Below are 26,550 nucleotides of genomic sequence, written 5' to 3'. Positions count from 1 at the left end.
TCAAGTTGGCAGGTCACGCATCAACAGGCCGTATGCCAACGGCACCTGTTCGGGAACAGGAAGGTAGATGGTGTGGCCATCGCCCGGGGCGACCTGCAGCGGTTGCTGCTGGCCGTTGCTCATGTGCTCGAGATCGAAGTGGTAGTTGCCGCGCGGGGTCATCAGTTCCAGGTGGTCGCCCACGGCGAAGCGGTTCTTCACCTTGACCTCGGCCAGGCCGTCGACGCGCTCCCCGGTCAGCTCGCCAACGAACTGCTGGCGCTCGGACACCGAGTTGCCGCGCTGGTAGTTCTGGTATTCGTCGTGCACGTGGCGGCGCAAAAAACCTTCGGTGTAACCGCGTTGGGCCAGGGATTCGAGGTTGTCCATGAGTGAGCGGTCGAAGGGCCGCCCAGCCACCGCATCGTCGATCGCCTGGCGGTACGACTGCACGGCGCGGGCGCAATAGAAGTGCGACTTGGTGCGGCCTTCGATTTTCAGCGAGTGCACGCCCATGGTGGCCAGGCGCCCGACGTGCTGGATGGCGCGCAGGTCCTTGGCGTTCATGATGTAGGTGCCGTGCTCGTCTTCGAACGCTGGCATTTCGCTGCCGGGGCGGTTGCTCTCCTGCAGCAGGAATACCTGCTCGGTCGGCGCACCCAGGCCCAGGGTCGGTTGCACTTCGCGCACGATGTCGCCGGTGGCATTCTCGGTGGCGGGGGTGGCGTCGTACTTCCAGCGGCAGGCGTTGGTGCAGGTGCCCTGGTTGGCATCGCGCTTGTTGAGGTAGCCTGACAGCAGGCAACGGCCGGAGTAGGCCATGCACAGGGCGCCGTGGACGAATACCTCCAGCTCCATGTCCGGCACCTGCTGGCGGATTTCCTCGATCTCTTCGAGCGACAGTTCGCGCGACAGGATCACCCGGCTCAGGCCCAGCCGCTGCCAGAACTGCACACTGGCCCAGTTGACCGTGTTGGCCTGCACCGACAGGTGCACCGCCATTTGCGGGAAGTGCTGGCGCACCAGCATGATCAGGCCGGGGTCGGACATGATCAGCGCATCCGGCGCCATCTCGATCACCGGTGCCAGGTCTTTGAGGAAGGTCTTGAGCTTGGCATTGTGCGGGGCAATGTTGACCACCACGTAGAAGCGTTTGCCCAGGGCATGCGCCTCCTGGATACCCAGGGCCAGGTTGGCATGGTCGAACTCGTTGTTGCGCACCCGCAAGCTGTAGCGCGGCTGGCCGGCGTAGACCGCGTCGGCACCATAGGCAAAGGCGTAGCGCATGGTCTTGAGGGTGCCGGCGGGGGCCAGCAGTTCGGGCTTGGCGGTAGGGTTCATGTGCGCACCGGGGCAAAAGGCGAGGATGCTAGGGCTGGCGGACACGGCGCGTATTGATTTGCATCAAGGGAAAAGCGGCACTTTTGCCCAGACGTGGTGCACTAATACCGCATAAGCCATGCGAGGACCCGCGATGAACCAGACCGCCCTGCAGAACAAAGCCCTGGCAGTACTGCTGGCGCTGGTGACCATTGCCTTCGTCTGGATCCTGCTGCCGTATTACGGTGCGATCTTCTGGGCGGTGATACTCGGCATCCTGTTCGCCCCGCTGCAGCGTCACCTGCTGCTGCGTTTCGGCCGCCGGCGCAACCTGGCCGCGGCTACCACCTTGCTGGTATGCCTGCTGGTGGCGATCCTGCCGGTGATCATCACCAGTGCACTGCTGGTGCAGGAGGGCGCCGCCCTGTACCAGCGCATCGAGCACGGGGAGCTGGATATTGCCGGTTATGTCGAGCGCGGCAAGGACATGCTCCCGGCGTTTGCCCAGCAGGGCCTGGACAGCATGGGCATGGGCAACCTCGACGGGCTGCGCGACAAGATCAGCAAGTGGGCCACCCAGGGTAGCCAGGTGCTGGCCAGCCAGGCGTTCAACTTTGGGCAGGGAACATTCGAGTTCGTGATCAGCTTCGGCATCATGATGTACCTGCTGTTCTTCTTCCTGCGCGAAGGCGCGGAGGTGGCCCGCCAGGTGCGTCTGGCGGTGCCGCTGCCCGAGCAGCAGAAGCGCCGTTTGCAGCTGAAGTTCAACCGTGTGGTGCGGGCGACGGTGAAAGGCAACGTGCTGGTGGCCATTACCCAGGGGGCGCTGGGCGGTTTCATCTTCTGGGTGCTGGATATCCCGAGTGCGCTGGTGTGGGCGGTACTGATGGCGTTTCTGTCGCTGTTGCCGGCGGTAGGGGCGGGGATCGTGTGGGCGCCGGTGGCGGCGTATTTCCTGCTGACCGGGGCGATATTGCCGGGGCTGATCCTGACCGCGTTCGGCGTGCTGGTGATCGGTTTGGTGGATAACCTGCTGCGGCCGATCCTGGTGGGTAAGGACACGCGCATGCCGGACTACCTGATCCTGGTGTCGACGCTGGGCGGGCTGGCGGTGTTCGGGCTCAACGGCTTCGTGATCGGGCCGTTGATCGCGGCGCTGTTCGTGTCGAGCTGGGCGATCTTTGCCGCGACCAAGCCGCAGGTGCAGTTGCCACAGTAGGGCTTTACCGGCGGGCCTGTCGGGTTCAGTGTAGGCGCGACACAAGGACGCTCCTATAAAAAGCCGTGCATGGATCAGGTTATGGAAAACAGGCCGAACAGCAACCCCGAATACACCTACCAAGCGGTTTACCGCTACCTGCTCGAGCGGATCGAGGCAGCCCCATGCAACGTGGAACAACGCCTACCGTCGCTGCGCGAGCTGGCTCGGCGCCTTGGCGTTTCGGTATCCAGCACCAAGTACGCCTATGCGCTGCTCGAAGATGAAGGGCGGGTGTATGCACGTCCCAAGCAGGGCTACTTCACCCGCACTCGCCCATCTGCATTGCGCGGGCATTCCCCGGGCCTGCTTGACACGGTATTCGCCAGCGCCCGTCAGCCGGGTATGCTCGCCTTGGGCAGTGATGCGCCAGCCATGCTGCTGTCGCTGGAGCAGCCACTGCTGATGATCGAGCGCGAACTGGCGCGCCAGTACCCACGTGCACAGGCCCCCCTGTACCAACCGTTCGGTGAGCCGGAGCTGCGCAGCATGCTGGCCGACCGCTACACCCATTCGGCGCAGCACTACTGGCAGGCCAACCAGGTGTTCATCGGTGCAGACCTGCGCAGCGTCCTTGAATTGGCATTGCGCGCCCTCGGCCTCGAGGGCCAGGTGGCGCTGGTGGAGTCGCCTTGCAACTGGGCGGTATTGCGGCAGTTGCAGGCGGCAGGCATGACCATCATTGAAGTGCCATTGGGTGAGGACGGGCGTTTCGACCTGCAGCACTTTCACCAGTTGCTGTGCGATCAACCGGTTCGCCTGGCCGTGCTGTCGTCGGCGGCCAACGTGCCACAAGGTGGGCTGATGCCGGCAGCAGACAAGCAGCAGATCTGCCAATGGCTGGCCGAGTGCAATGTGTGGCTTTTCGAAAACGATGCTTACGGCGAGTTGTGTTTCCATCCGGCAGCGCCACGCTACCGCGACTTCGCCGACCCCGACCGGCTGCTGGTGTTCTCTACCTTCGACAAGCTGATTGGTGCGGAGGCGCCCTTTGGCTATCTGCTATGCCGGCATCATGTCGATCGCTTGCAGCAGCTCTTTCTTGAGCGCGCCTTCCGCCTTTCACCCATTCGTCAGCGAGCGATCGCCAGGCTGTTCACCTCGCGCCGGCTTGAGCAGCATCTACAGCGGTTGCGGCCCCTGCTGCAGGAACGCCTGCAACAGATGGCGGCGCTATTGCAGACGCACGGCCAGGGGCGCCTGCATATCGTCGAGCCGCAGGGCGGGGCCAGCCTGTGGTTGCAGGCGACCCGCCCGGTGGACATGCGCCGGGTCTTCGCCCGGTTGCTGACGCAGCGCATCGTCATTGCCCCAGGGGAAATCTTCAGCCAGTGCGGCCTTTGGCGCAGCCACCTGCGGCTGTGTTGCAGCGTGGACTGGAGCAAGGATATTGCCTTGGCCTTGCAATGCCTGGTCAAGGCCATCGAGGATGAAGCTCAAACGCCGTAGCAGTGTTGCCGGGTTGGAAACATGCCGTTGCGTACTTCTTGCGCATAGCTGTTACAGGCCTCGCGGATTACCTGGCCGACGTCGGCATACTGCTTGACGAAGCGCGGTACATGAGCGCTGCCCAGACCTAGCAGGTCTTCGGTCACCAGCACCTGGCCATCGCAGGCGGGTGAGGCGCCAATACCAATGGTCGGTTTGGCGCTGGCTTCGGTGATGGCGCGGGCCACTGGCTCGGCCACGCCTTCGAGCAACAGGCTGAAAGCGCCGGCGCGCAGGTTGGCCTGCGCGTCGGCCCGTAGCGTTGCAGCACTGTCCTCGCTCAGCCCCTGGGCCTTGTAACCCCCCATGGCATTGACGAACTGGGGCATCAGGCCGATGTGCGCCATTACCGGGATGCCACGGGCGACAAGGAACTCGACGGTGCTCGCCAACGCCTGGTTGGCCTCCAGCTTGACGGCATCGCAGCCGCTGCTGGCCAGTACCTTGGCGCAGTTGCGAAACGCCTGTTCATGGGACTCCTGGTAGCTGCCGAACGGCATGTCGGCGATCACGCAGGCCAGGCGGGTGCTGTCGACCACGGCGCGGGTATGGGCAATGGTCTCGTCCAGGCGCATGCCGAGGGTGGAGGGTCGACCGTAGCCGACCATGGCCGTGGAGTCGCCGACCAGGATGAAGTCGACCAGCGGGTCGATCACTTGAGCGATGGTGCTGGAGTAGGCGGTCAGCGAGACGATCTTCTGCTGACCTTTCATGGCCACCAGTTGCGGGATTGTCAGGCGCCGGGTGCGGGTGTGTGTGCTCATTGGGGCTGGGCATCTCAGGACAGGGAGGGCCCATGTTTTGGCAATTTCAGTGGCAACTCAATGTACAGATTCGGGCCAGATCGCAACCCAGAACAAGGGGCCGCAAAGCGGCCCCAATGCCGGCTCAGGAGGTTTGCGGCATCTCGCCCTTGGCCAGGCGGCGGTTGATGTCGGCGATCACTTCGGGCAGTTCGTTGATGGTGTCGATCAGGTAGTGCGGACGGCTGCCGGCGAACAGTGCGTGGATGCGCTGGCGCTCGCTTTCCAGCTTCTCGGCGCTTAGCGCGCGGTAGCCTTCCCAGGTCAGCCCCAGGGCATTGCCCGAGCACACCAGGGCCACGGTCCACATGCCGGCGCGGCGGCCTTCGAGAATGCCCGGCACGGTGTCGTCGACCTTCACGCACGCCGCCACATCGTCGATACCCAGCGCGATCACGTTGGCCAGGGCCTGGGCCGGCCATGGGCGGCCGTTCGGGGTTTCGTCGGTGGCCACCACATGGTCGGCCACGTAGCCGTTCTGCGCGGCCAATTCCACCACCTTGTCCATCACCACCTTCGGGTAGCCCGAGCACGAGCCGATCTTCAGGCCGTCCTGGCGCAGCCCGGTGAGGGTTTCCAGGGCCCCGGGGATCAGCGCCGAGTGCACGGCGATCTTCTCGATCTGCAGTGGCATGAAGCGGTTGTAGATGGCGGTGACATCATCGTCGGTCGGGGTGCGGCCGAATACCTTGCGGTAGCGCTCGGCAATTTCCGGCACATCGCACAGGGTGCGGATGTGGTCCCACTTGCCCATGCCCATCGGGCCACGGGCTTCTTCGATGGACACCTGCACATCGAATTCGGCAAAGGCTTCGACAAAGATCTGGGTCGGGGCAAAGGAGCCGAAGTCGACCACGGTGCCGGCCCAGTCGAGGATGGCGGCTTGCAGCTGGGTGGGGTTGCTGTAGTTCATGTGCGCTTGTTCCTGAGATCGGGTGGGCAAAGGGTCAGATGTCCAGCACTTCCATTTCCCGCAGCACCTCGGCCACGGCATTCACGGCGGCCTGCATGCCATCCGCTCCGACCACGCCGATGCAGCCGACGCGGAAGGTTTCCACCTGGGTCAGCTTGCCCGGGTAGAGGATGAAACCCTTGGCCTTGACTCGCTCGTAGAAGTCCTTGAACTGGTAGCGGGCATCCTTCGGTGCGTGGAAGGTGACGATGATCGGCGCCTGGATCTCGGCGGGCAGGAAGCTGCGCAGGCCGATGGCAGCCATGCCGTCGAGCAGGGTCTTGCAGTTGTCGGCGTAGCGCTGGTGGCGCGCCGGCAGGCCACCTTCCTCGTTGTACTGCTGCAGCGCTTCGTGCAGGGCGGCGACCACATGGGTCGGCGGGGTGAAGCGCCACTGGCCGGTCCTGGCCATGTAGGTGTGCTGGTCGTGCAGGTCCATGGCCAGCGAATGGGCATTGCCTTCGGCGGCAGCCAGGGCGGTTTTTTCGGCGAATACGAAGCCCATGCCGGGTACGCCTTCCAGGCACTTGCCGGAAGCGGCGATCAGCGCTTCGAAGGGGATTTTGCGGGCGTCGATCGGCAACGCACCGAACGAGCTCATGGCGTCGATGATCAGGCGCTTGCCGTGGCCTTTGACCACCTGGGCGATCTCGGGCAGCGGGTTGAGGATGCCGGTGCTGGTTTCGCAGTGGATCAGCGCGACATGGGTAATGCCCGGGTCGGTGGCCAGCAGGCGGTCGACGTCGGCGGCAGTGGTCGGCTGGTCCTCGGCGGTTTCGAAGGTGCTGTAGGCGCGGCCCAGTACCTTGCAGATCTTTGCCAGGCGCTGGCCATAAGCGCCGTTGATCAGCACCAGCACCTTGCCGTCCTGCGGCACCAAGGTACCGATAGCCGCTTCCACGGCGAAGGTGCCGCTGCCTTGCAGGGGCACGCAGTGGTGGCTGGCGCTGCCGTCGATGATCGCCAGCAGTTGCTCGCAGACACTGGCAGTCAGTTGGTTGAAGTCGCGGTCCCAGGAGCCCCAGTCCACCAGCATGGCTTGGCGGGTGCGGATTGATGTGGTCAGGGGACCGGGGGTAAGCAGAATCGGGGCGTTGCTCATTCCGTTATTCCTCACAAGCGGTGGGCTGAAACTACGGGGCCTAGGTTGCAATTCCCGGTTGTATCAATCAAATTGTTTGTTGTTATCCGAGCTATAAGTCAGGCCGATAGAAATGAACCTGTTCCAGCTGCGTGCCTTCGACGCCGTTGCCCGTGAAGGCAGCTTCACCCGCGCTGCGGCGCGGCTGTTCATCAGCCAGCCGGCAGTGACTGGCCACGTCAAGGCGCTGGAGGAGCATTACCAGATCACCTTGCTGCGCCGCACTGCCCGGCGGGTGGAACTGACCGAAGAGGGAACCCGCCTGGCGGCGATAACCCGCGCCATGTTCGGCCTTGCCGAAGAGGCGCAGGCCATGCTCGAGGCCAACCGCCAGTTGCTGACCGGGCGTCTTGAGGTGGCTGCCGATGGCCCGCACCGGGTCATGCCGATGCTCGCGGTACTGCGTGAGCGTTACCCGGGCATCACGGTGAACCTGCGCCTGGGCAATGCCCAGGAAACCTTGGCCGCACTGCTCGGCGAGCATGCCGATGTGGCGGTGCTGACCGAGATCGAACCGCGCAAGGGCCTGCACCTGCAGCCGCTCTGCGAGTCGCGCCTGTGCGCCTTGCTGCCGGCGGGGCACGCCTGGGCCAGCGCCGAAGGCGACTTGCCACTGACCGAGCTGCACCAGCAGATCATGGTGCTGCGCGAGCCGAGTTCGACCACCCGGCGTACCTTCGACAAGGCCTGTATCAGCGCGGCAGTGCAGCCCAAGGTGTTGCTCGAACTGGATAGCCGTGAGGCGGTTACCGAGGCGGTGGCATCGGAGCTGGGCATTGGTGTGGTGTCATCCACCGAGGTGGCCAATGACCCGAGGGTTGTGGCACGCCCGCTGGCCGGTGCAGGGCTGGTCAATCAGCACATGCTCGGCTGCCTGGAGCGCCGTCGTGAATTGCGCCTGATTCAGGCCTTCCTGGGTTTGGCTGCCAGCCTGTAGGTCAGGGCTGGTGTTTTTTGCGGGCAGGCCTAAGATGGCCGGCATAGAGCAGACTGGATGGCCGATGAGCGAAAAAGACACCATCTCCATGCAACTGGTGCGCGAAGCGCTGTTGCAGACCTGCCCGGCCGGGCAACCCGATGCTGGTTTGCTGGCCCGTGCCGGTATCGACATCCGGCAACTTGAATTGCCCGAGGCCCGGGTCAGTGCCGAATCCTACGCAAACCTCTGGCGGCTGTTGGCCCGTCGCTGCAACGACGAATTTTTCGCCATGGACCCGCGTGGGCTGCGCACTGGCAGCCTGGCGTTCATGTGCCGGGCGAGCATGGCCCAACCCACCCTGGCCGAAGGGTTGGAAACGTTGTTGGCCTTTCTGTCCCTGATGCTCGAAGACTTGCAGCCGGGCCTGGTACGCCAGCAGAGCCTGGCCGAGATCGTCATCAACGAGCCGCGTGACCAACCTCGGCGTGCCTTCACCTATTTCACCTTCTGGATGATCGTGCACGGCGTGGCCTGCTGGCTGGCGGGGCGGCGAATTCCGATCCTGGCCGTGGACCTGCGTTGCGCCGAACCGCCGTTCTGCGATGACTACCGGGTGATGTTCTCGGAAAACCTGCAATTCGGCCGCCCACGCACGCGCATGATCATCGCCGCCGACTGCCTTGACCTGCCGCTGCGGCGCTCGGCAGATGACCTGCAGCGCTTTCTGGCCGAGGCGCCTGGCAACATTCTTGTCAAATATCGTGATCCGGCCAGCCTGGGGCGGCGTATCCGTACCAACCTGTTGCACCTGGACCCTGGCGCATGGCCCGATGCCGATGCCGTGGCCCGCCAATTGAGTCTGTCAGCCTCGACATTGCGCCGACGCCTGGGAGAGGAGGGGCAGACTTACCAAGGGTTGAAGGACAGTGTGCGGCGCGAACTGGCCATCGCCTGGCTCAGCCAGGGTGAACGGCCCATGGCCGAGATCGCCGAGCACCTGGGCTTTGCCGACAGCAGCTCGTTCTACAAGGCATTTCGCAAATGGTTCGGCTGCAACCCAGGGCACTACCGTGCCGTGATCCAGGCGCGAGATGGGCTGCGCTGAGGAGCCAGCCCTTCCCGCTGCCGGGATGCCCTGAGCAGGTTCAGGCTGGCAGGTCGAACCATTCAGAGGTATTCGACCATGCCCGACAGGATCCCCGCAAAACTGCTGCACCCGGCTGATGACTTCATTGGCGAACACTTGCCCCCATGGCTGAAAAACGCTGCGCATGAGCAGGTCCAGGCCTTGCGTGCCAGCATGACGGCGCATCTGCAGAGCCAGAAGGACATGGCTGCGGCCCTGCAGGCGCTGCAGCCGCTCGAGCAGTTTGCCGCCCAGCGCCTGGAGCAGGCGCTGAAGGATCAGCTGAAGCTGGACATCGATGTGACCCACGACCGATGGCGGGAAGAACGCCGCCGGCTGGAGGTCGTGCAGGGCTCGGTGCGCAATTTCGAGTCGTATTTCGTGACGGTGCCGCTGCTGCAGAAACTCTTGCAGAACTTCAAGAATGGCGAGTCCTATTTCGAGCAGACAGCGGTGATCCGTGAGGGGCAAGCACCAGATGGTGCTGAGCAGGTTCTCACCCAACGGATCGATGAAATCGTCAGTCTGTGCCGCAGGGTGGATGTGGGTAAGGCTTACCAGGAGCACTTGAAGCAAACGCTGACGCCAGCCTTCAGGCGCCAGTTGGCCAAGGATACGCGGCTGTGCATGGCGGCAGCTGTCGAGATCGCGGCCATGAAAGGGCAATTGGCGGGCAGCGATCTACGGATGCTACGCCAGCTAGGCAAGGGCGAACCTGCACAGTTGCCTTCGAGCCTGCGCCTGGGTATGGGCGTCTTGCAGGTGCTTGGGCAAGCCGTGGACGGCGCACTGGCATTCGAGTGGACTGGCACCGTTAGCGGTATGCCTGGCCTGGTTTTCAATCCGGATCGCTTGCAGGCGGTGCTGCTCTATCTGCCAGATGATCGGGAGCAACCCTTTCAACGGTTCGACGACTGGGCATCGGCAAACCGTACCTTGGCCAGGTTGATGTGCGGTGCCGATTTTCGAAAGGCAATTGCCCGACGCATCGCCCTGGACAAGCAGGTGGACTATCAACTGCTGCTGCGCAAGCGCCTGCAGGATGACGAGCCGGACCTGGAGCCCGGCTTGCTTGCCAGTGACGGTGAGCTTTTTGCAAGCTTGGCTGCCAGACACGTGCGACGTATCGAGGCGGATGCTGCTTTCCTGGCTGTGCCGACGGCGCAGGCGAATGCCCGGTCGGCCGCAGCGCGATTGCAGGCACTGGAAACGGCGGGCCTGGTATTGCTGAACCTGGTGGGTCTGTTCGTGCCAGTCGTTGGCGCCTTGCTGCTGGTTGACCTGGCCCGACAGGTGCTTGGCCATGTGTTCGAGGGGAGCGGCGACTGGCTGCAGGGGCACCAGCACGAAGCGACGGAGCACCTGCTGGAGGTCGCAGCGACACTGGCCACTGGCGCCACCGTCACAGCAGGTGGTCAGGTGCTGCGCAGTACCTTTGTCGAGCAGCTGGAGCCGGTTACCACCGAGGCGGGCGAGCAGCGACTGTGGCGCTACGACCTGCAACCTTATGAGCAGCGCTCGACCACGGCATCCTTGACTGAACTGGACAATGGGCTGCTCAGCGATGGCCAGGCCTACTGGTGGCGGCGCGACGCTGTGCTTTACAGGGTACGCCGCGATGCGGCGGGCACTTGGCGATTGCTGCATCGCGACGGGCCAGGCGTGTTCGGGCCGGCGCTGGAAAGCAATGGTGAGCGTGCCTGGCGGCTTGCCTGGGAGCGTCCGCTGGCGTGGCAGGGGGCGCAGAGGCTGGTCAAAGGTCTCTGGCCTGGCGCAGCAGAGCTGGATGCGGAGCGGATCACTCAGATCCTGGCGGTAGCGGATGTGGACGAGGCGTATTTGCGTGGGCTATGGGTGGAGGGCCGCCCCCTGCCCATCAGGTTGCGCGATACGCTGGAGCGCTTTGCTGCCGATGCCCGGGTCGATGCGTTCTTTGCGCAAGTGGATGTGGCAGGCGACGACACCGAAGCGTTGCAGTGGTGTATCGACACGTTGGAACTGCAAGGGGAGAACCTGGTAGAGCAAACCCGGTCGATCCGCCAGTCGGCCGAACGGTTGCGCGGGCCGATGCTGGAGCATTTCGCCCAGCGTTACCTTGCCCCTGATCCACTGCTGGCCACACTCAAGGGCAGCTTCCCCGGACTGCCAGATGCCTATGCGCTGGATCTGCTGAAAAGCGCCAGTGCCGAATCGCGCGAACGCATGACCAACGAAGCGCGAGTGCCGCTGGCATTGGCCGAGCGGGCGCGCGGCGCGCTGCAACAGGCGCGCCTGACCAGGATGCGCGAAGTACTTTATCTACCTAACAGTTATCGTGCCGATACAGTATCCCTGGCGTTCTCCTTGCTACGCCGCCGCGGCTTGACACCGGGTGGGGTGAACCTGGTGCTGCGCGAGGGCTCTGCAACCGGGCCGGTACTGGATCGGCTTTTCCCTGAGCGCAATGGCGCGCAGTCCGTGACGGAAATGGTATGGCGTGAGGGGCGCTTCGAACTGTTCGACGACATGGGCCGTACCCGCGACATCGAGGTCGCCCAGCCTGAGGGGCTTTTCGAGGTACTTGCGGCCTGTCTGCCGCCCACGTTCCTGCAACGCCAAGGCTGGACGGGCGAGGACGCTGCCGGGCGTATCCGCTCATCGTTTCAGACTTGGCTGCCACGTGACCGCCTGGAACTGATACGACTGCTCGGCTGGCGTGAGGCCAGGCCCATGGCGCCCCTCATGCATCGTCTGGCCGATGGGCGGGCAGGTTATCTGCTAAGTGGCAGGGGCGCTTCCAGTCAAGCGCACGGGCAGGTTCTGCGGCGTCGTATCGGTAGCCTCTATCCCGCCTTCGATGATGAGGAGGTAGAGCGGTACCTGCAGCTGCTATTGGCACAATCGAGCTCGGCCTATACCACGCTGTTGCGTCAGGAGGGGGATTATCGACGGATGGATCAAGCCCTGCGGCTTTGGACTGACGCAGTTGCCGAGACAACCCGTGGCCACCGGCAGGCGGTTGCCGATGCACTTCGCCGTGCCTGGCGCCTTGAAGGGGAGAGGGTGATCTATCGCAATGGTGAGCCCGGAGGAATGCGGCTCAGCATCATCGGCGTGCCGGCGGGCAGCCTGCCGACCCTGCCGGAGGGGACGGATTTTACCCACATTACGGACATGGTACTGGTCGGTATGCGCCTGGAGTCTCTTCCAGCCGGCTTTCTGCGCACCTTCCCCGAGCTGCGCCGCCTGGACCTTGGCAACAATGCCTTGCGTGCGATTCCGGAAGGCCTCGCCGGGCTGACGCGCCTGCGCCATCTGCGGCTGCCCCGCAACCGGATCCGGCTGACGGCACCACATGTCGACGCGCTGGCAGGCCTGGCCCGTCTGCGCATCCTCGACCTGAGTGAAAACATGCTCGGCTCGATCAGCCTGCGCTTCAATCAGTTATCGCGCCTGCGAGAGCTACATCTGAGCCGGGCAGGTCTGCAGGCGGTGCCAAGGGGGCTGGAGTGGTGTGGCCTGCTCGAGTATGCCGATCTGCGCGGCAATCAGATATCCAGCCTGCCACAGGCGTTACTCGATGCGCCGTTGGCCTTGCGTCGGGCGGTGTGGGTCGATGGTAATCCGCTGACGGCAGCCGATCGTGAGCGTCTCCTTGGACCGGAGGCGGAACATGCCCATGGCCAGGTTCCCGATGCTGAAGAGCCTGCTGAAGCTGCAGATCCTTTGCGGGCACGAACCACCTGGCTTGGGGCGCTCGCCGAGCCCGAGCAGGCGGCCAAGGCTGCACAGTGGGATGCCCTGCAGGGTGAACCTGGGCATGTGCAGTTCTTCCAGCTACTGGCAGAGCTGACCGAGAGTTCCGATTTTCGTGTGGCCCGTGACGACCTGTTGCGAAGGGTGTGGGCGATGATAGACGCTGCGACCAGCAATACACTGATTCGTGATGAACTGTTCGAGCGGGCTGCAGACCCGCGTACCTGTGTCGACAGCGTGGCGCACTGTTTCAGTCAGCTCGAAATCCGAATGCGGGTACTGCAGGTGACTCATGGTGAAAACCCGGTCGCCACGCGTAATGCCCGCCTGGAGTTGGCACAGCGCCTGTTCCGTCTCGATCAGGTGGAGCACTTTGCCCGTGCTGATTTCCAGGCACGGCTGGCCGAAGGGCGAGGGGTGGATGAGGTCGAGGTCAGCCTGGCCTATCGTACAGGCCTGGCAAGCCGCCTGAACCTGATCGGGCAACCGCGCAGCATGCAGTTCCACCAGGTTGCCGGTGTGGCCAGTGAGGACCTGGATCGCGTCTACCTGGCAGTCCTGAACGCCGAAGCGGGTGATGAGCGGGTTCGCTACATCAGCCAGCGAGACTACTGGCAGGCGTACCTGCGTGAACGCTACCCCGAGGCATTCGAGCAGATCTCCAGCGACTTCAGCAAGCAGATCGACGAGCTTGAGGAAGAGAAAGAAGCCCTGGGCAGCGGCGCTTATGTCCAACGCTGCAAGCAGCTGCGCCGGGATACCGAGCAAGCCTACGATGCGCTTGCCTTACGGCTCACCCAGGATGAAATGAACGTGCCGGCCCTCTCGCAGAACAACACATAAGTCATTGATTCAGGGGGGCCGTGTGGGAGCAACTGTCTTGCTCAATTTCTAGAGGCTGGCGCGATCCCTGTGGGAGCGGCTTTAGCCGCGAACACCGGCGAAGCCGGTGCCATGCACCGCGTTGGATTCTTCGCGGCTAAAGCCGCTCCCACAGGGTACGCGGACCGCTTGAGAACTCGGTTCCCTACGCTACAGCGCAGCCCAAAGGGCTGGGCAACCTCCCATGCGCCCAGGCTCGATCTTGCCTAGCCGAATTTCCTCCTGCACGAAGCGCTCGTGCAGGAGGAGGGTGATCGCCTTCCCTGTCGCCTGGAGATCGCCATGCCTGAACTGCACGAACATGCCAAGCTTGCCTACCCGGTAAACGACTTCATTGTCGAGATACTGCCTGAATGGCTGAAGAAGGCCAGGAAGGAATCGATCAATGCACTGCGTGCAGCGTCGACTGCTCACCTGGCGAGCCGCAAGCAGCTGGCACCGTTATTGGGCCGCTTGCTGCCGCTCGATCAATTCGCCAAGGCCCGCCTCGGTCCCGCCATCGAAGCGAAACTCGAGGTGCAACTCGACCTGGACAAGGTGGTGTGGCGTGAAGAGCGCCTTCGCGCCATCGCTCGGCCGTTCGACCCCTTACCGGGACTGTTGCCCCCGGACCTGCAGCAGGTGCTGGTCTACGAGCCGTTGTTGCAGAAATTGTTGCAGAACTTCACGGATGGCGAGTCGTTCTTCGAACAGACGGCGGTCATCAGGCAGCAACCGGCCGATGGCTCATCGGCACAGGTACTGACCTGGCAGATCGATGACCTGGTCGCCTTGTGTCGGGACGCCGATGTCGGCGGTGCTTACCAGCGCCATCTTGACCAGGTGCTGACACCGGAACTGACCACGGCCCTGGGCAATGATCAACGCACTGGTCTGGCGTTGGTCATTGAAATCGCCGCGCTGCAGGCACAGCTCAAAAACAGTGATCTGGACATGCTCCGTCTGCTTGTCCAGGGCAAGGCGGCTCGCCATGCCCAGGGCTGGAATGGCATTGCCAGAGCCGTGCAGGTTCTCGACTGCCGAGTGGAAGGTGCCATGGCCTTCGAACTGGTCGAACCGCCGCGTCGGCAGAGTGATTTCCCGGCTGGCCCGCCAGACAGCCTCAAGGGCGTGATCCTGTACTTGCCGGACGACCATGAGCAGCCCTTGCGGCGGTTTGCTGACTGGGATGCGGTGAATGATGCGCTGGTCCGGTACATGCGGGACGAGCCATTCAGAAGCGCGTTCGTCCAGCGCATCGCATTAAGCCAGCGGGCTCAATTCCTGACGTTACTGGATAAGCGCTTGAGTGACGATCAACCGGACCTGCAGCCATCACGGCTAGCGCTAAAGGATGATCCCTTCCTCGATGCGGCCAGGCGACATGCCTCGCGCATCAGGGAAGACGCCCGCTTCCTGGCGGTGCCAACGGCTGAGGTGGACCGGCGCGCCAGCACTGACCGGCTGGCAGCGCTCCAGGAGGCGGGGTTGGCGCTGGTTGGCCTGGCAGGGCTGTTCGTGCCAGCCATCAATGCCGTGCTGCTGGGCGACTTCGCCAGGCAGTTGCTGACCCAGGTTTATGAAGGCGCCAGCCACTGGGCGCAGGGGCATCGGCATGAGGCGCTGGAGCATCTGGTGGACCTGGTCGCATCGGTAGCTGTGCTGGGAACGGCCGCAGCGGGAATCCATACCATCCGCTGCGCCTTTGCCGACACTCTCGAGCCCGTTACCACCGAGTCGGGCTCGCAGCGGCTCTGGCAGAATACCCTGAGCCCTTATCGTACGGCAGGCTCCGACATTTCGCTGACCGAGCGGCACGATGGCTTGTTTTCTGGGGACGACCAGCTCTGGTGGCATGACCAGGGCACCTTCTACGCTGTGCGCCAGGACCGCGAAGGGAGCTGGCGGTTGCTGCATCAGGATGGCACCGAACGGTTCGGCCCGGCTTTGCGAGGCAATGGCGAGCGTGGCTGGTGGCTGCGGATTGACCGTCCCCTGGAGTGGCAGGGCAATGCCAGGCTGTTGACCGCCCTGTGGCCAGCTGCCAGGGCACTGTCTGACGAGCAGGTCGGGCAAATCCTGACAGTGGCCGGGCTGGATGAAGCGATGCTGCGGCAGTTGCTGGTGGAAAGCCGGCCGCTGCCGGTCGCGTTGCGAGACACGCTGCAGCGGTTTGCGGTGCAGGCTGAGAATGAAGCCTTTTTTGCTCAGACCAGTGAAGGGCCGCAGTACGCCGAGCGCCTGAGTTGGTGCGTCGAGGAGTTGTCGCTGCAGGGCCAGGACCCGGCCGAACAGATGGATGCAATCCACGAGGCGGCTCAGCGCTTGCGTCAGCCCATGCTTGATCATTTCGCCGAAGCCAGCCTGCCAGACGACCCGGCGACGGCGGTGATCCGGCGCGACTTCCCCGGCCTGCCCAAGGCTTATGCGCGGGAGCTGCTCAAAGCCGCTTCGCCGTTCATGCGCCAGCGGATGGTCGAGGATTTCCGCTTGCCGTTGGCTTTGGCCCAGCAGGCGCGGCTCCTGCTGCTGGAGGTGCGGCTGGTAAGAATGCGCGAGGCCTTGTACCTGCAGGGCAGCTATTGTGCCGACCTGGTGCGTCTGGTGTTTGCGCTTCTGCGAAGTCAAGGCGTTGCCGCAGAAAAGATGAACCTGGTGTTGCGCGACCGGACTTCCACTGGCGCGGTGCAGGACCGGTTGTTGCCAGCCTTTGGTGATGCAACTCAGACCTTCGACCTGGTATGGAAAGACGGCAGCTTCCAACTGTATGACGAAAGAGGCCTGGCCAGCGAGCTTGAGGTTGCGGAGCCGCAAGGTGTGTTCGAAGTACTGGCGGCAGTACTTTCTGACAGTTTCCTTCAGCGTTCGGGTTGGGTTGGTAAAGACGTGCCTGGCCTCATCCGGGCCAGTATGCAGGTCTGGTTGCCGCGTGATCGCAAGGCCTTGCTTGCATTGCTGGACTGGCGAGAAGCCAGGCCACTGGGCGCAATGATCCAGCGCCTGGGCGATGGCCGTGTGGGTTACCCCCTCGGCCCTGTGCTTTCGTGCATGGAGTCACCGGCGTGTACCCTGCGGCGCCGGGTTCGTAGCCTTTACCCCGGTTTCAGCGAAGCACAGGTCGAGCGGTTCATTCACTTCTTGCTTCTACGCAGGGCCTCTCCCTTTACCACCTTGCTGCGGCAGGAAATGGAATATGCAGCGCTGGACCGCAGCTTGAGAGCCTGGGCGCGACAGGGGGATGCCGGGCAGTGGAGGCTGCGCACGTCGGCCGGCGACGAAATTCGCCGTGTCTGGCGCCTGGAGGGGCCGCGGATCGAGGATGACGTGGAGGGCGAAAACGGGGAGGACCCACGCTGGAGCATGCGTTTGTCCCTTTCCAATTGGCCGTTGGGGGATTTGCCCGATATTCCTGCGGGCACTGACTTTTCTCATGTGACGCGTTTGACCCTGGTCAATTTGCGGCTCACGGTGTTGCCCGCGGGCTTCCTTGAGAATTTCCCCTCCCTGCAGAACCTGGACCTGAGTTTCAACGAACTTCACGCGCTGCCACAGGGGCTGGAACGCCTTCACGATCTGCGCGAGCTGACCCTGGCCGGTAACCGTCTGCGTCTGACACAGGCACAGGCCGATGTGCTGGCCGGCCTTACCGCGTTGCGCCACCTCGACCTGAGTGACAACCCGCTCGGCGCCGCTACCTTGCGGGTCGGGCGACTGGCTGACTTGCATGCGCTGGTCATGCGAAGTGCCGGCCTGCGGGCGATGCCCGAAGAGCTCGAACGCTGCGAACGGCTCACGTTCATCGATTTTCGCAATAACCAGATCGAAGCCCTGCCACCCGCACTGCTGCGTTCCCGTGTGATGCGGCGCCAAATGATGGTGCTTACTGGCAACCCGGTTGTTGCGACACTTGACAGCCAATTGCTTCGACATCGCTTGGCGCCTATCGAGAATGTCGAGCCTGCACTGTCCGCCAACAGGTGGCTGTCGACCCTTGATGCAGCTGATTACACGGCCCGTAGTACGCAGTGGGACACGCTACGTGCCATGCCGGGTAGTGACGCGTTCTTCGGGCTGCTCGACGAGTTGGTCGAGAGTGCCGATTTCAGGGCCGCTGCGCAGGCTACTGCCGAGCGGGTCTGGCGCGTTGTCGGAGCGGCCGCCGAGGACCCTCGCATTCGTCAGGACTTGTTCGACATTGCCGCTGATCCGCGTACGTGCGCCGACAGTGTGGCGCATTGTTTCAGCAACCTTGAGGTGCAGATGCACGTGTCGCAGTTCACTCACAACGGCGCGCCCGGTGCCACCAGCGTCGAGCGCATGCAACTTGCCCAGCGGCTGTTCCGCCTGGAGAGGGTCAATGCCCTGGCCCGGGCGTTCATGGATGAACGTTACGGAAGCGGGCAGTGGCAGGTTACGCACGCAGAGGAGGAGGTGGAGGTGAGCCTGGCCTTCCGCACCGGCCTGGCCGAGCGCCTGAACCTGCTGGGGCAGCCGAGAAACATGCTGTTCGGCTCTCTGGCAGGTGTCACCCAAGCGGATCTGGACAACGCTTATCAGCAGGTACTGAGCGCCGAAACGGGCGAGGAGCGGGCTGTCTTCATCAGTCAGCGCGACTTCTGGGTAGCAGCCTTGCGTGAACAGCACGCCGAGGCATTCTCCGCCATCGATGATGCGTTCCAGAAACGATGGCAGGCTGTCGAAACCCAGTGGGAGTCGGCAGCCACCAGTGAAGCAGCATTGGGTCATCAGGAGTACCTGCGTCAGGCCACGAACCTGCGAAGGGAGCGCGAGATGGCGTTAGCCGCACTGGCCTTGAGACTGACCCGCGAAGCATTGGAAACCCCTGTGTAGCAATCCTGTACAAGCGGCCAAACCGATCATCCAGATTGACAGCTTTGGCCATTGTCGCGCCGCCTGCGCGGCGCGAACATCATCGGACCGATGGTTCACTCCAAAAACAAGAAACCAGGAGTCCGACGATGCGCGATTACGCCGAGGCCGCTCGTGCGTTCGACCATGCCCAGGCCGCTGCGGCGGCATTGCATGGCAACCTCGAAGCCCTCAATGCCTGTGTCGAATGCTGTGACCGCCATGCCGGTGAGGGCAAGCTGGCGCTGATCTACGAAGACCGCGATGGCAACAGTGCCCGCTACAGCTTCGATCAGCTCAAAAACCAGGCCGCCCGCTTCGCCAACGTGCTCAAGACGCAGGGCGTAGGCCCCGGTGATCGGGTTGCCGGGCTGATGCCGCGAACCCCCGAGCTGCTTGTTACCATTCTCGCTACCTGGCGCCTCGGCGCGGTGTACCAGCCGCTGTTCACTGCGTTCGGCCCCAAGGCTATCGAGCACCGGCTTGAGCAATCCCATGCCCGGGTGGTCATCACCGACAGCCACAACCGCGCCAAGCTGGACGATGTGCACGCCTGCCCGACCATCATCACTGTCAAGGCCCGCAGCGGCGAGCTGGACTTCCAGCAGTGTCTGGACAGTGCCGCAGACGTATGCGAGCCGGTGATGCGCTCGGGCAACGACCCGTTCCTGCTGATGTTCACCTCCGGCACCACCGGCCCGGCCAAACCGCTGGAAGTGCCGCTGCGCGCCATCGTCGCGTTCCAGGGCTACATGCGCGATGCCATCGATCTGCGCCCCGAGGACAACTTCTGGAACCTGGCCGACCCGGGCTGGGCCTATGGCCTGTATTACGCAGTCACTGGGCCGCTGTCGCTGGGCCATGCCACCACCTTCTACGATGGCCCGTTCAGTGTTGAAAGCTGCGCGCGGGTGATCGACAAGCTGGGCATCACCAACCTGGCCGGCTCGCCCACCGCGTACCGCCTGCTGATTGCTGCCGGGGATGGTTTCGCCGCGCCGATCAAGGGCCGCCTGCGAGTGGTGAGCAGTGCTGGCGAACCGCTCAACCCGGAAGTGATCCGCTGGTTCGCCGACGAACTGGGTGTGACCATCCACGATCACTACGGGCAGACCGAGCTGGGCATGGTGCTGTGCAACCACCATGGCCTGCAGCACCCGGTACATCTCGGCTCGGCAGGCTTCGCCATCCCTGGTCACCGCATCGTGGTGCTGGACGAGCAGGGCCACGAGCTGCCCGCCGGTCAGCCGGGTATCCTCGCGGTCGACCGCGAGCAGTCGCCGCTGTGCTGGTTCGCGGGCTACCACGGCCTGCCGACCAAAGCCTTCGTCGGCAAGTACTACCTCAGCGGCGACACCGTCGAGCTGAACCAGGACGGCAGCATCAGCTTCGTCGGCCGCAGCGACGATGTGATCACCACTTCCGGCTACCGGGTCGGCCCGTTCGACGTGGAGAGCGCCCTGATCGAGCACCCGGCGGTGATCGAAGCGGCGGTGATTGGCAAACCGGACCCCGAGCGTACCGAGTTGATCAAGGCCTTCGTGGTATTGGCCAGCGGTTGCCAGGGCAGCGCCGAGCTTGAAGAGGCTTTGCGCCAGCACGTGCGCCAACGCCTGTACGCCCATGCTTACCCAAGAGAAATCGAATTCGTCAGCGAGCTGCCCAAGACCCCGAGCGGCAAGCTGCAACGCTTCATCCTGCGCAATCAGGAAGTCGCCAAACAACAAGCGCAACAGGCCACCCCTGCCAGCGCCTGAAAGGAAACCGATCATGCAAATAGCCAACAAACACTTCATCGTCAGCGGCGCCGCCTCCGGGCTGGGCGCGGCAACCGCGCAGATGCTGGTCGAGGCCGGCGCCAAGGTCATGCTGGTCGACCTCAATGCCCAGGCCGTGGAAGCCAAGGCCCGCGAGCTGGGCGACAACGCCCGTTTCGCAGTGGCCGACATCAGCGACGAGCAAGCGGCGCAGGCGGCGGTCGATGCGGCCGTCAGCGCTTTTGGCAGCATTCATGGGCTGGTCAACTGCGCCGGCATCGTCGGTGCCGAAAAGGTATTGGGCAAACAGGGCCCGCATGGCCTGGCCAGCTTCGCCAAGGTCATCAACGTCAACCTGATCGGCAGTTTCAACCTGCTGCGCCTGGCCGCTGCGGCCATGGCCGAAGGGGCTGCCGATGAGGGTGGCGAGCGCGGGGTGATCATCAACACCGCTTCCATCGCCGCCTATGACGGCCAGATCGGGCAGGCCGCCTACGCAGCTTCCAAGGGTGCCATCGCCAGCCTGACCTTGCCGACCGCGCGTGAACTGGCGCGCTTCGGCATCCGTGTAATGACCATTGCCCCTGGCATCTTCGAAACGCCGATGATGGCCGGCATGACCGAGGAAGTACGCGCCTCGCTGGCTGCCGGTGTACCGTTCCCGCCGCGCCTGGGTCGCCCGCAGGAATACGCCGCGCTGGCCCGTCACATCATCGAGAACAGCATGCTCAACGGTGAGGTGATTCGCCTCGACGGTGCACTGCGCATGGCTGCCAAGTAAGGAGAATGAACATGACCCTCGCCAATGACCCGATCGTTATCGTCAGCGCCGTGCGTACGCCCATGGGTGGCCTGCAGGGCGACCTCAAGAGCCTGACTGCACCGCAACTGGGCAGCGCGGCCATCCGTGGCGCCGTGGAGCGCGCCGGCATCGATGCCGCCAATGTCGAACAGGTGCTGTTCGGCTGCGTGCTGCCGGCCGGCCAGGGCCAGGCCCCGGCCCGCCAGGCCGCGCTGGGCGCCGGGCTGGACAAGCACACCACCTGCACAACCCTGAACAAGATGTGCGGTTCGGGCATGCAGGCGGCGATCATGGCCCATGACCTGCTGCTGGCCGGCACCGCCGATGTGGTGGTGGCCGGTGGCATGGAAAGCATGACCAACGCGCCGTACCTGCTGGACAAGGCCCGTGGCGGCTACCGCATGGGCCACGGCAAGATCATCGACCACATGTTCATGGATGGCCTGGAGGACGCCTACGACAAAGGCCGCCTGATGGGCACCTTTGCCGAAGACTGCGCGCAGGCCAACGCCTTCAGCCGCGAAGCCCAGGACCAGTTCGCCATTGCCTCGCTGACCCGTGCCCAGGACGCAATCAAGAGTGGCCGGTTTGCTGCCGAGATCGTGCCGGTGGAAGTCACCGAGGGTAAGGAAAGGCGCGTCATCAAGGACGATGAACAGCCGCCCAAGGCGCGCCTGGACAAGATCCCGCAGCTCAAGCCGGCCTTCCGCGAAGGCGGCACGGTAACCGCCGCCAACTCCAGCTCGATTTCCGACGGCGCTGCGGCGCTGGTGCTGATGCGCCGCTCCGAAGCCGACAAGCGCGGCCTCAAGCCGCTGGCGGTGATCCACGGCCACGCCGCCTTCGCCGACACCCCGGCTCTGTTCCCGACCGCGCCGATCGGTGCCATCGACAAGCTGATGAAACGCACCGGCTGGAATCTGGCCGAGGTCGACCTGTTCGAGATCAACGAGGCCTTCGCCGTGGTTACCCTGGCGGCCATGAAGCACCTCGACCTGGCACACGACAAGGTCAATATCCATGGCGGCGCCTGTGCGCTCGGCCACCCGATCGGCGCTTCCGGTGCGCGCATCCTGGTGACCCTGCTGTCGGCCCTGCGCCAGAACAACCTGCGCCGTGGCGTGGCGGCCATCTGCATCGGCGGTGGCGAGGCCACGGCCATGGCTGTCGAATGCCTGTACTGAGGTGAAGCATGCTGGTAACTGACGAGCAACAACAGATCGCCGACGCGGTACGCGCCTTTGCCCAGGAGCGCCTGAAGCCGTTTGCCGAGCAATGGGACAAGGAACACCGCTTCCCCAAGGAGGCCATCGAGGAGATGGCCGAGCTGGGCCTGTTCGGCATGCTGGTGCCGGAGCAGTGGGGCGGCAGCGACACCGGTTACGTGGCCTATGCCATGGCTCTGGAAGAAATCGCCGCCGGTGACGGCGCCTGCTCGACCATCATGAGCGTGCACAACTCGGTGGGCTGTGTGCCGATCCTGCGTTTTGGCAGCGAGCAGCAGAAAGAGCAGTTCCTTACCCCGCTGGCCAGCGGTGCGATGCTCGGTGCCTTTGCCCTGACCGAACCGCAGGCCGGCTCCGATGCCAGCAGCCTGAAGACCCGTGCTCGTCTGGATGGCGACCACTACGTGCTCAACGGCAGCAAGCAGTTCATTACCTCCGGGCAGAACGCCGGGGTGGTGATCGTGTTCGCCGTGACCGACCCGGACGCTGGCAAGCGCGGTATCAGCGCCTTCATCGTGCCTACCGATTCGCCCGGCTATCAAGTGGCGCGGGTCGAGGACAAGCTCGGCCAGCACGCCTCCGACACCTGCCAGATCGTCTTCGACAATGTGCGTGTGCCGGTGGCCAACCGCCTGGGCGCCGAAGGCGAGGGCTACAAGATCGCCCTGGCCAACCTCGAAGGCGGCCGCATCGGCATCGCCTCGCAGGCGGTGGGCATGGCCCGTGCTGCGTTCGAAGTGGCGCGCGACTATGCCAACGAGCGGCAGAGCTTCGGCAAGGCGCTGATCGAGCACCAGGCGGTGGCTTTCCGCCTGGCCGACATGGCGACGAAAATTGCCGTGGCTCGGCAGATGGTGCTGCATGCTGCCGCACTGCGTGATGCCGGGCGCCCGGCATTGGTGGAGGCCTCGATGGCCAAGCTGTTTGCCTCGGAAATGGCCGAAAAGGTCTGTTCGGATGCCTTGCAGACCCTGGGCGGTTATGGCTATCTGAGTGACTTCCCGCTGGAGCGGATCTACCGCGACGTTCGGGTTTGCCAGATCTACGAAGGCACCAGCGACATTCAGCGCATGGTCATTGCGCGCAATCTTTGAAGGAGCAGTCTGCATGGCATTCGAAACCATCCTGTTGGACATCCACGGCAAGGTCGGCCTGATCACCCTCAACCGCCCGCAGGCGCTGAACGCGCTGAACGCGCAGATCGTCGGCGAGATCAACCAGGCCCTGGACCAGCTCGAGCGTGACCCGAACATCGGCTGCGTGGTGCTGACCGGCTCCGCCAAGGCTTTTGCCGCTGGCGCCGACATCAAGGAAATGGCCGAGCTGCAATACCCGCAAATCTACGTTGACGACCTGTTCAGCGATTCCGACCGTATTGCCAACCGGCGCAAGCCGATCATTGCTGCAGTGTCCGGTTTTGCCCTGGGCGGCGGCTGCGAGCTGGCGATGATGTGTGACTTCATCCTGGCGGCGGACAATGCCAGGTTCGGCCAGCCGGAAATCAACCTTGGCGTGCTGCCGGGCATGGGCGGCACCCAGCGCCTGACCCGCGCGGTGGGCAAGGCCAAGGCCATGGAACTGTGCCTGACCGGTCGCCTGATGGGCGCTGAGGAAGCCGAGCGTGCTGGCCTGGTGGCGCGTATCGTGCCGCAGGCGGAGCTGGTGGAAGAGGCGCTGAAGGTGGCGGCGACCATTGCCAGCAAGTCGATTCCGGTGAGCATGATGGTGAAAGAGAGCGTCAATCGTGCGTTCGAAGTCACCCTTAGCGAGGGTGTGCGCTTTGAGCGACGGGTGTTCCATGCGGCGTTTGCCACTGAAGACCAGAAAGAAGGTATGGCTGCGTTCATTGCCAAGCGTGAGGCGCAGTTCAAGGATTGTTGATCTGGTTGGGGTTTTGCGCTGGGCCTCTGGGTGCATGCCTTGAGAGGTCCGGCGCCTGTGAGATCGAGCGCCGCCCGCGCGGCGCATCGCGAGCGAAGCTCGCTCCTACATTTGTTTTGGGCCAGTAACGCCTGCGCCAACGCGCGCGACCGCCTTGTTTGTTCCTCACGATATCGAGGTGGACACCAAAGGGCCGCGCGCCTCTGCCTCAGGATCGACTGGCCCGAAACAGATGTAGGAGCGAGCTTCGCTCGCGATGCGCCGCGCGGGCGGCGCTCGATCTTCCAGACGCTGCAAATGCTGTGGCGAGCACCTAGCGGCCCTGGCCCAATTCCCCGCCATGCTCCACGGCCCCTACCAAGCATCTTCTTTGCACCGACCAGCGGATTCCGAGCAATAGAAGCAAATTCACACCCATTTGCAGTTGCTCCACGCGACGCAGCGCCTTAGACTGCCGCCCCCTGTAAAAGAGTGCCGGTTGGCGCTTGAAGAATTCCGCTGCCGATGCCAAGGCGTCGGCGGCACCCGAATCGCCCAAATGCACATTTTTTCATAGAGAATTCGATGACCAAGGAACAGTTGCTGGCCATGTCGGCCGATGACTACATGAACGCTGACCAGCTGGCTTTCTTCGCTGGCCTGCTGCAGGCGATGAAAGTCGAAACCCATGAACGCATCGAGCTGAGCCGTGCCACCATCGAAGGCCTGGACACCCCGTCGGACCCTGCCGACGTGGCTTCGGTCGAAGAAGAGCGTAGCTGGCTGGTGAATGCCATCGACCGCGACCAGCGCCTGCTGCCGCAGTTGGAAATGGCCCTGGACCGTATTGCCGACGAAAGCTTCGGCTGGTGCGATGACAGCGGTGAGCCGATCGGCCTGAAGCGTCTGCTGATCAGCCCGACCACCAAGTACTGCATCGAAGCCCAGGAGCGCCACGAGCAGCTCGACCGCCACCAGCGCCAGGTGTAACCCCGCGCGGTGCGCCAAGCCCCACGGAGCGATCCCTGGGGCTTTTTGCGTTTCTTGCCGGCGGCGGTTTTGTTGCCCCGCAGGTAACACTGCTGTACCGGGATGCGCTGTTTCCACGCCGCGAGCAGGCGTATCATGGCTTTATCGTTAGGGTGCTAATTAAATTCCGGAGGGAATGATGAATAGCCGCGTCGATGTAGCCGTGATGATTGGTTCGGGTGTGCCGGCCACACTGCGGGCGCTGGGTAAACGTATCTGCTGGGTGGTGCTGGTCAATGGCGAGCGCCGTGGTACCGCATTCGCCACGCGCGAAGAGGCGCTGGAGTGCCAGGCGGCCTGGCAGCAGCAGTTGAAGAAGGGCCTGGCCGCCTGAGCGCATTGAGTGCTTCCGGCGAGCGAGCGGAGTGTCGTTCAGGGCGATCTCCTGCAAGAAATGCACTTTGCCTCTCGACGGATTTCGGTGTTTTCGTGCATATTCTTCCCCCAGTAATGCGCTGATGAATTGCAGGGCCGGTTGTCACGTGCGCTCTGGCATTGCCTGCCGCATCTTTCCTGGCGGTTTTGCTGTCAGGCATTACGCTTCCCGAATCGGGAATATGCCGAAAGCCTGTATGTGGCCATATCTGGCAAGCCAGAGTAAAGAATCCTGCGCGCTGCATCGCCAGCGGGCACAGACATTTCGCATATCGTTTTATTACTCTTTTCGCCTATCGATAGAAATGACCGTGTCTCACCGAACTTGGGTGAGCGCGGGTTGTAACCGGTTGAGGATTACTTCATTGGCAGTCAGCACTCTTGATACCCATGCGTTGTTCGCCCTGGGCGACTTGCGCGGTAAATTGGCCCAGCTGTTTCAGGGTCGCTTTGTCTATGTCACCGAACAGAATCCCGAAGGCCTGTACATGGCCGAAATCGATACCGAAAGTGCATTGGTGGTCGATGACAAGCAGCGTTTGGAGCTGAAGGTCGGCGACCACTTTCGCGCCGCCGTACTGCCCAGCCGCGAAGGCGGCAAACTGGAAATGCGCTTTCGCGATATCAAGCTGAATGTATATGGTGTGGGCGACTACGCCTTCGTGTCGGTACCTGAAGGCGAGGGCATCGTGTTCCGTGAAGGCCACGGTGTGATGCTGGTGTTCGCCGCGCAGCAACAAGTGCAGGAAGGCCTTGGCAAGTTGCTCAAGGCGGTGACCGGCAAGGTTGCCAAATGGCGCAAAGGTGAGCTGACCACCTTCAAGGCCAGTGAATGACCCACAGTGACGACGCGCCTGCAACGCGTGCCGAGTTCCATCGGCAGCACCAGGCAGATGCCGTGGCCGAGGCCGAGCGTTTGCTGGCCAGGCGCGAAGAACTGCAAGGCGCCTGGTTGAACTGGGTGGCAGGCGAATTGTACCGCCTCGGCCCGCCGCCTTATGCGGCCATGGTCCGGCGCGAGTTGCAGCGCCTTGCCCAAGGCTGAGGCGG

19 protein-coding genes are annotated in these 26,550 nt (G+C 63.5%); 15 read left to right on the top strand and 4 right to left on the bottom strand.

Going from position 1 to position 26,550, the window contains the following annotated elements:
• Positions 1-1,320: a tRNA 5-hydroxyuridine modification protein YegQ gene (gene yegQ, locus J5M71_RS09080; RefSeq protein WP_207831620.1), complete on the bottom strand. Its 1,320-nt coding sequence runs from the start codon at positions 1,318-1,320 to the stop codon at positions 1-3.
• A gap of 133 nt (positions 1,321-1,453) precedes the next feature.
• Here yegQ and J5M71_RS09075 point away from each other — a divergent pair, with 133 nt between their 5' ends.
• Together J5M71_RS09075 and J5M71_RS09070 are read left to right on the top strand one after the other, a co-directional pair.
• Entirely contained in the window at positions 1,454-2,518 is a 1,065-nt protein-coding gene (locus J5M71_RS09075; RefSeq protein WP_207831618.1) for an AI-2E family transporter, read from the top strand.
• A gap of 81 nt (positions 2,519-2,599) precedes the next feature.
• Positions 2,600-4,006: a PLP-dependent aminotransferase family protein gene (locus J5M71_RS09070; protein WP_207831616.1), complete on the top strand. Its 1,407-nt coding sequence runs from the start codon at positions 2,600-2,602 to the stop codon at positions 4,004-4,006.
• Here J5M71_RS09070 and panB read toward each other — a convergent pair.
• The 3 genes from panB to J5M71_RS09055 all read right to left on the bottom strand — a co-directional run bounded on the left by panB (position 3,994) and on the right by J5M71_RS09055 (position 6,902).
• Positions 3,994-4,809, bottom strand: a complete 816-nt coding sequence (gene panB, locus J5M71_RS09065) for a 3-methyl-2-oxobutanoate hydroxymethyltransferase (RefSeq protein WP_207831614.1) — start codon at positions 4,807-4,809, stop codon at positions 3,994-3,996. The genes J5M71_RS09070 and panB overlap by 13 nt on opposite strands.
• Positions 4,810-4,933: 124 nt before the next feature.
• The gene (phnX, locus tag J5M71_RS09060; RefSeq protein WP_207831612.1) at positions 4,934-5,761 is read right to left on the bottom strand and encodes a phosphonoacetaldehyde hydrolase; all 828 of its coding nucleotides are present in this window, start codon (positions 5,759-5,761) and stop codon (positions 4,934-4,936) included.
• Between the two features lie 34 nt (positions 5,762-5,795).
• Positions 5,796-6,902 carry a 2-aminoethylphosphonate--pyruvate transaminase gene (locus tag J5M71_RS09055; RefSeq protein ID WP_207831610.1) on the bottom strand — a complete coding sequence of 369 codons (1,107 nt, stop codon included), beginning with the start codon at positions 6,900-6,902 and terminating at the stop codon, positions 5,796-5,798.
• A gap of 112 nt (positions 6,903-7,014) precedes the next feature.
• On the opposite strand from J5M71_RS09055, the gene J5M71_RS09050 reads away from it, so the two are divergent.
• The 13 genes from J5M71_RS09050 (at position 7,015) to J5M71_RS08990 (ending at position 26,545) form a co-directional block, all read left to right on the top strand.
• Entirely contained in the window at positions 7,015-7,878 is an 864-nt protein-coding gene (locus J5M71_RS09050; protein ID WP_207831608.1) for a LysR substrate-binding domain-containing protein, read from the top strand.
• A 64-nt stretch (positions 7,879-7,942) separates the two neighbouring features.
• The gene (locus tag J5M71_RS09045) at positions 7,943-8,965 is read left to right on the top strand and encodes an AraC family transcriptional regulator (RefSeq protein WP_207831605.1); all 1,023 of its coding nucleotides are present in this window, start codon (positions 7,943-7,945) and stop codon (positions 8,963-8,965) included.
• A gap of 78 nt (positions 8,966-9,043) precedes the next feature.
• A complete protein-coding gene (locus J5M71_RS09040; RefSeq protein WP_207831603.1) occupies positions 9,044-13,564 on the top strand; it encodes an NEL-type E3 ubiquitin ligase domain-containing protein in 4,521 nt (1,506 codons plus the stop codon).
• Between the two features lie 321 nt (positions 13,565-13,885).
• On the top strand, positions 13,886-18,433 hold the full coding sequence (locus J5M71_RS09035) for an NEL-type E3 ubiquitin ligase domain-containing protein (RefSeq protein WP_207831601.1): 4,548 nt from the start codon (positions 13,886-13,888) through the stop codon (positions 18,431-18,433).
• Positions 18,434-18,561: 128 nt separating this feature from the next.
• On the top strand, positions 18,562-20,208 hold the full coding sequence (locus tag J5M71_RS09030; protein ID WP_207831599.1) for an acyl-CoA synthetase: 1,647 nt from the start codon (positions 18,562-18,564) through the stop codon (positions 20,206-20,208).
• Positions 20,209-20,221: 13 nt separating this feature from the next.
• Complete coding sequence (locus tag J5M71_RS09025; RefSeq protein ID WP_207831597.1) at positions 20,222-20,989, top strand: SDR family NAD(P)-dependent oxidoreductase; 768 nt, start codon at positions 20,222-20,224, stop codon at positions 20,987-20,989.
• 11 nt (positions 20,990-21,000) lie between these two features.
• Positions 21,001-22,194, top strand: coding sequence for an acetyl-CoA C-acyltransferase (locus J5M71_RS09020; RefSeq protein WP_207831595.1), 1,194 nt, complete (start codon positions 21,001-21,003; stop codon positions 22,192-22,194).
• A gap of 8 nt (positions 22,195-22,202) precedes the next feature.
• The gene (locus J5M71_RS09015) at positions 22,203-23,330 is read left to right on the top strand and encodes an acyl-CoA dehydrogenase (RefSeq protein ID WP_025338375.1); all 1,128 of its coding nucleotides are present in this window, start codon (positions 22,203-22,205) and stop codon (positions 23,328-23,330) included.
• Positions 23,331-23,343: 13 nt separating this feature from the next.
• Positions 23,344-24,117 (top strand): enoyl-CoA hydratase, encoded by a 774-nt coding sequence (locus J5M71_RS09010; protein ID WP_207831593.1) that lies wholly within the window; start codon positions 23,344-23,346, stop codon positions 24,115-24,117.
• A gap of 564 nt (positions 24,118-24,681) precedes the next feature.
• Positions 24,682-25,086: a TraR/DksA C4-type zinc finger protein gene (locus J5M71_RS09005; protein ID WP_003259022.1), complete on the top strand. Its 405-nt coding sequence runs from the start codon at positions 24,682-24,684 to the stop codon at positions 25,084-25,086.
• 178 nt (positions 25,087-25,264) lie between these two features.
• Positions 25,265-25,459, top strand: a complete 195-nt coding sequence (locus tag J5M71_RS09000) for a hypothetical protein (RefSeq protein ID WP_025338376.1) — start codon at positions 25,265-25,267, stop codon at positions 25,457-25,459.
• Between the two features lie 406 nt (positions 25,460-25,865).
• Positions 25,866-26,336: a hypothetical protein gene (locus J5M71_RS08995; RefSeq protein ID WP_207831591.1), complete on the top strand. Its 471-nt coding sequence runs from the start codon at positions 25,866-25,868 to the stop codon at positions 26,334-26,336.
• Positions 26,333-26,545: a hypothetical protein gene (locus J5M71_RS08990; RefSeq protein WP_003259019.1), complete on the top strand. Its 213-nt coding sequence runs from the start codon at positions 26,333-26,335 to the stop codon at positions 26,543-26,545. Before J5M71_RS08995 ends, J5M71_RS08990 begins: the two co-directional genes overlap by 4 nt.
• Positions 26,546-26,550 lie beyond the last annotated feature (5 nt).

The organism is Pseudomonas sp. 43(2021) (genome assembly GCF_017490805.1).
Taxonomy (GTDB): domain Bacteria; phylum Pseudomonadota; class Gammaproteobacteria; order Pseudomonadales; family Pseudomonadaceae; genus Aquipseudomonas.
Note: the sequence above shows the minus strand (reverse complement) of the source record. Positions and strands in the feature narration are given on the sequence as shown.

Bases quoted from the DNA above. Each gene is read 5' to 3' on its own strand.
- J5M71_RS09005 (WP_003259022.1), top strand. From the start codon at position 24,682: ATGACCAAGGAACAGTTGCTGGCCATGTCGGCCGATGACTACATGAAC.
- J5M71_RS09010 (WP_207831593.1), top strand. From the start codon at position 23,344: ATGGCATTCGAAACCATCCTGTTGGACATCCACGGCAAGGTCGGCCTG.
- J5M71_RS09040 (WP_207831603.1), top strand. From the start codon at position 9,044: ATGCCCGACAGGATCCCCGCAAAACTGCTGCACCCGGCTGATGACTTC.
- J5M71_RS09020 (WP_207831595.1), top strand. From the start codon at position 21,001: ATGACCCTCGCCAATGACCCGATCGTTATCGTCAGCGCCGTGCGTACG.
- J5M71_RS09015 (WP_025338375.1), top strand. From the start codon at position 22,203: ATGCTGGTAACTGACGAGCAACAACAGATCGCCGACGCGGTACGCGCC.
- J5M71_RS09055 (WP_207831610.1), bottom strand. From the start codon at position 6,902: ATGAGCAACGCCCCGATTCTGCTTACCCCCGGTCCCCTGACCACATCA.
- J5M71_RS09070 (WP_207831616.1), top strand. From the start codon at position 2,600: ATGGAAAACAGGCCGAACAGCAACCCCGAATACACCTACCAAGCGGTT.
- panB (WP_207831614.1), bottom strand. From the start codon at position 4,809: ATGAGCACACACACCCGCACCCGGCGCCTGACAATCCCGCAACTGGTG.
- J5M71_RS08990 (WP_003259019.1), top strand. From the start codon at position 26,333: ATGACCCACAGTGACGACGCGCCTGCAACGCGTGCCGAGTTCCATCGG.
- J5M71_RS09075 (WP_207831618.1), top strand. From the start codon at position 1,454: ATGAACCAGACCGCCCTGCAGAACAAAGCCCTGGCAGTACTGCTGGCG.
- J5M71_RS09030 (WP_207831599.1), top strand. From the start codon at position 18,562: ATGCGCGATTACGCCGAGGCCGCTCGTGCGTTCGACCATGCCCAGGCC.
- J5M71_RS09000 (WP_025338376.1), top strand. From the start codon at position 25,265: ATGAATAGCCGCGTCGATGTAGCCGTGATGATTGGTTCGGGTGTGCCG.
- J5M71_RS09035 (WP_207831601.1), top strand. From the start codon at position 13,886: ATGCCTGAACTGCACGAACATGCCAAGCTTGCCTACCCGGTAAACGAC.
- yegQ (WP_207831620.1), bottom strand. From the start codon at position 1,320: ATGAACCCTACCGCCAAGCCCGAACTGCTGGCCCCCGCCGGCACCCTC.
- J5M71_RS09025 (WP_207831597.1), top strand. From the start codon at position 20,222: ATGCAAATAGCCAACAAACACTTCATCGTCAGCGGCGCCGCCTCCGGG.
- phnX (WP_207831612.1), bottom strand. From the start codon at position 5,761: ATGAACTACAGCAACCCCACCCAGCTGCAAGCCGCCATCCTCGACTGG.
- J5M71_RS09045 (WP_207831605.1), top strand. From the start codon at position 7,943: ATGAGCGAAAAAGACACCATCTCCATGCAACTGGTGCGCGAAGCGCTG.
- J5M71_RS09050 (WP_207831608.1), top strand. From the start codon at position 7,015: ATGAACCTGTTCCAGCTGCGTGCCTTCGACGCCGTTGCCCGTGAAGGC.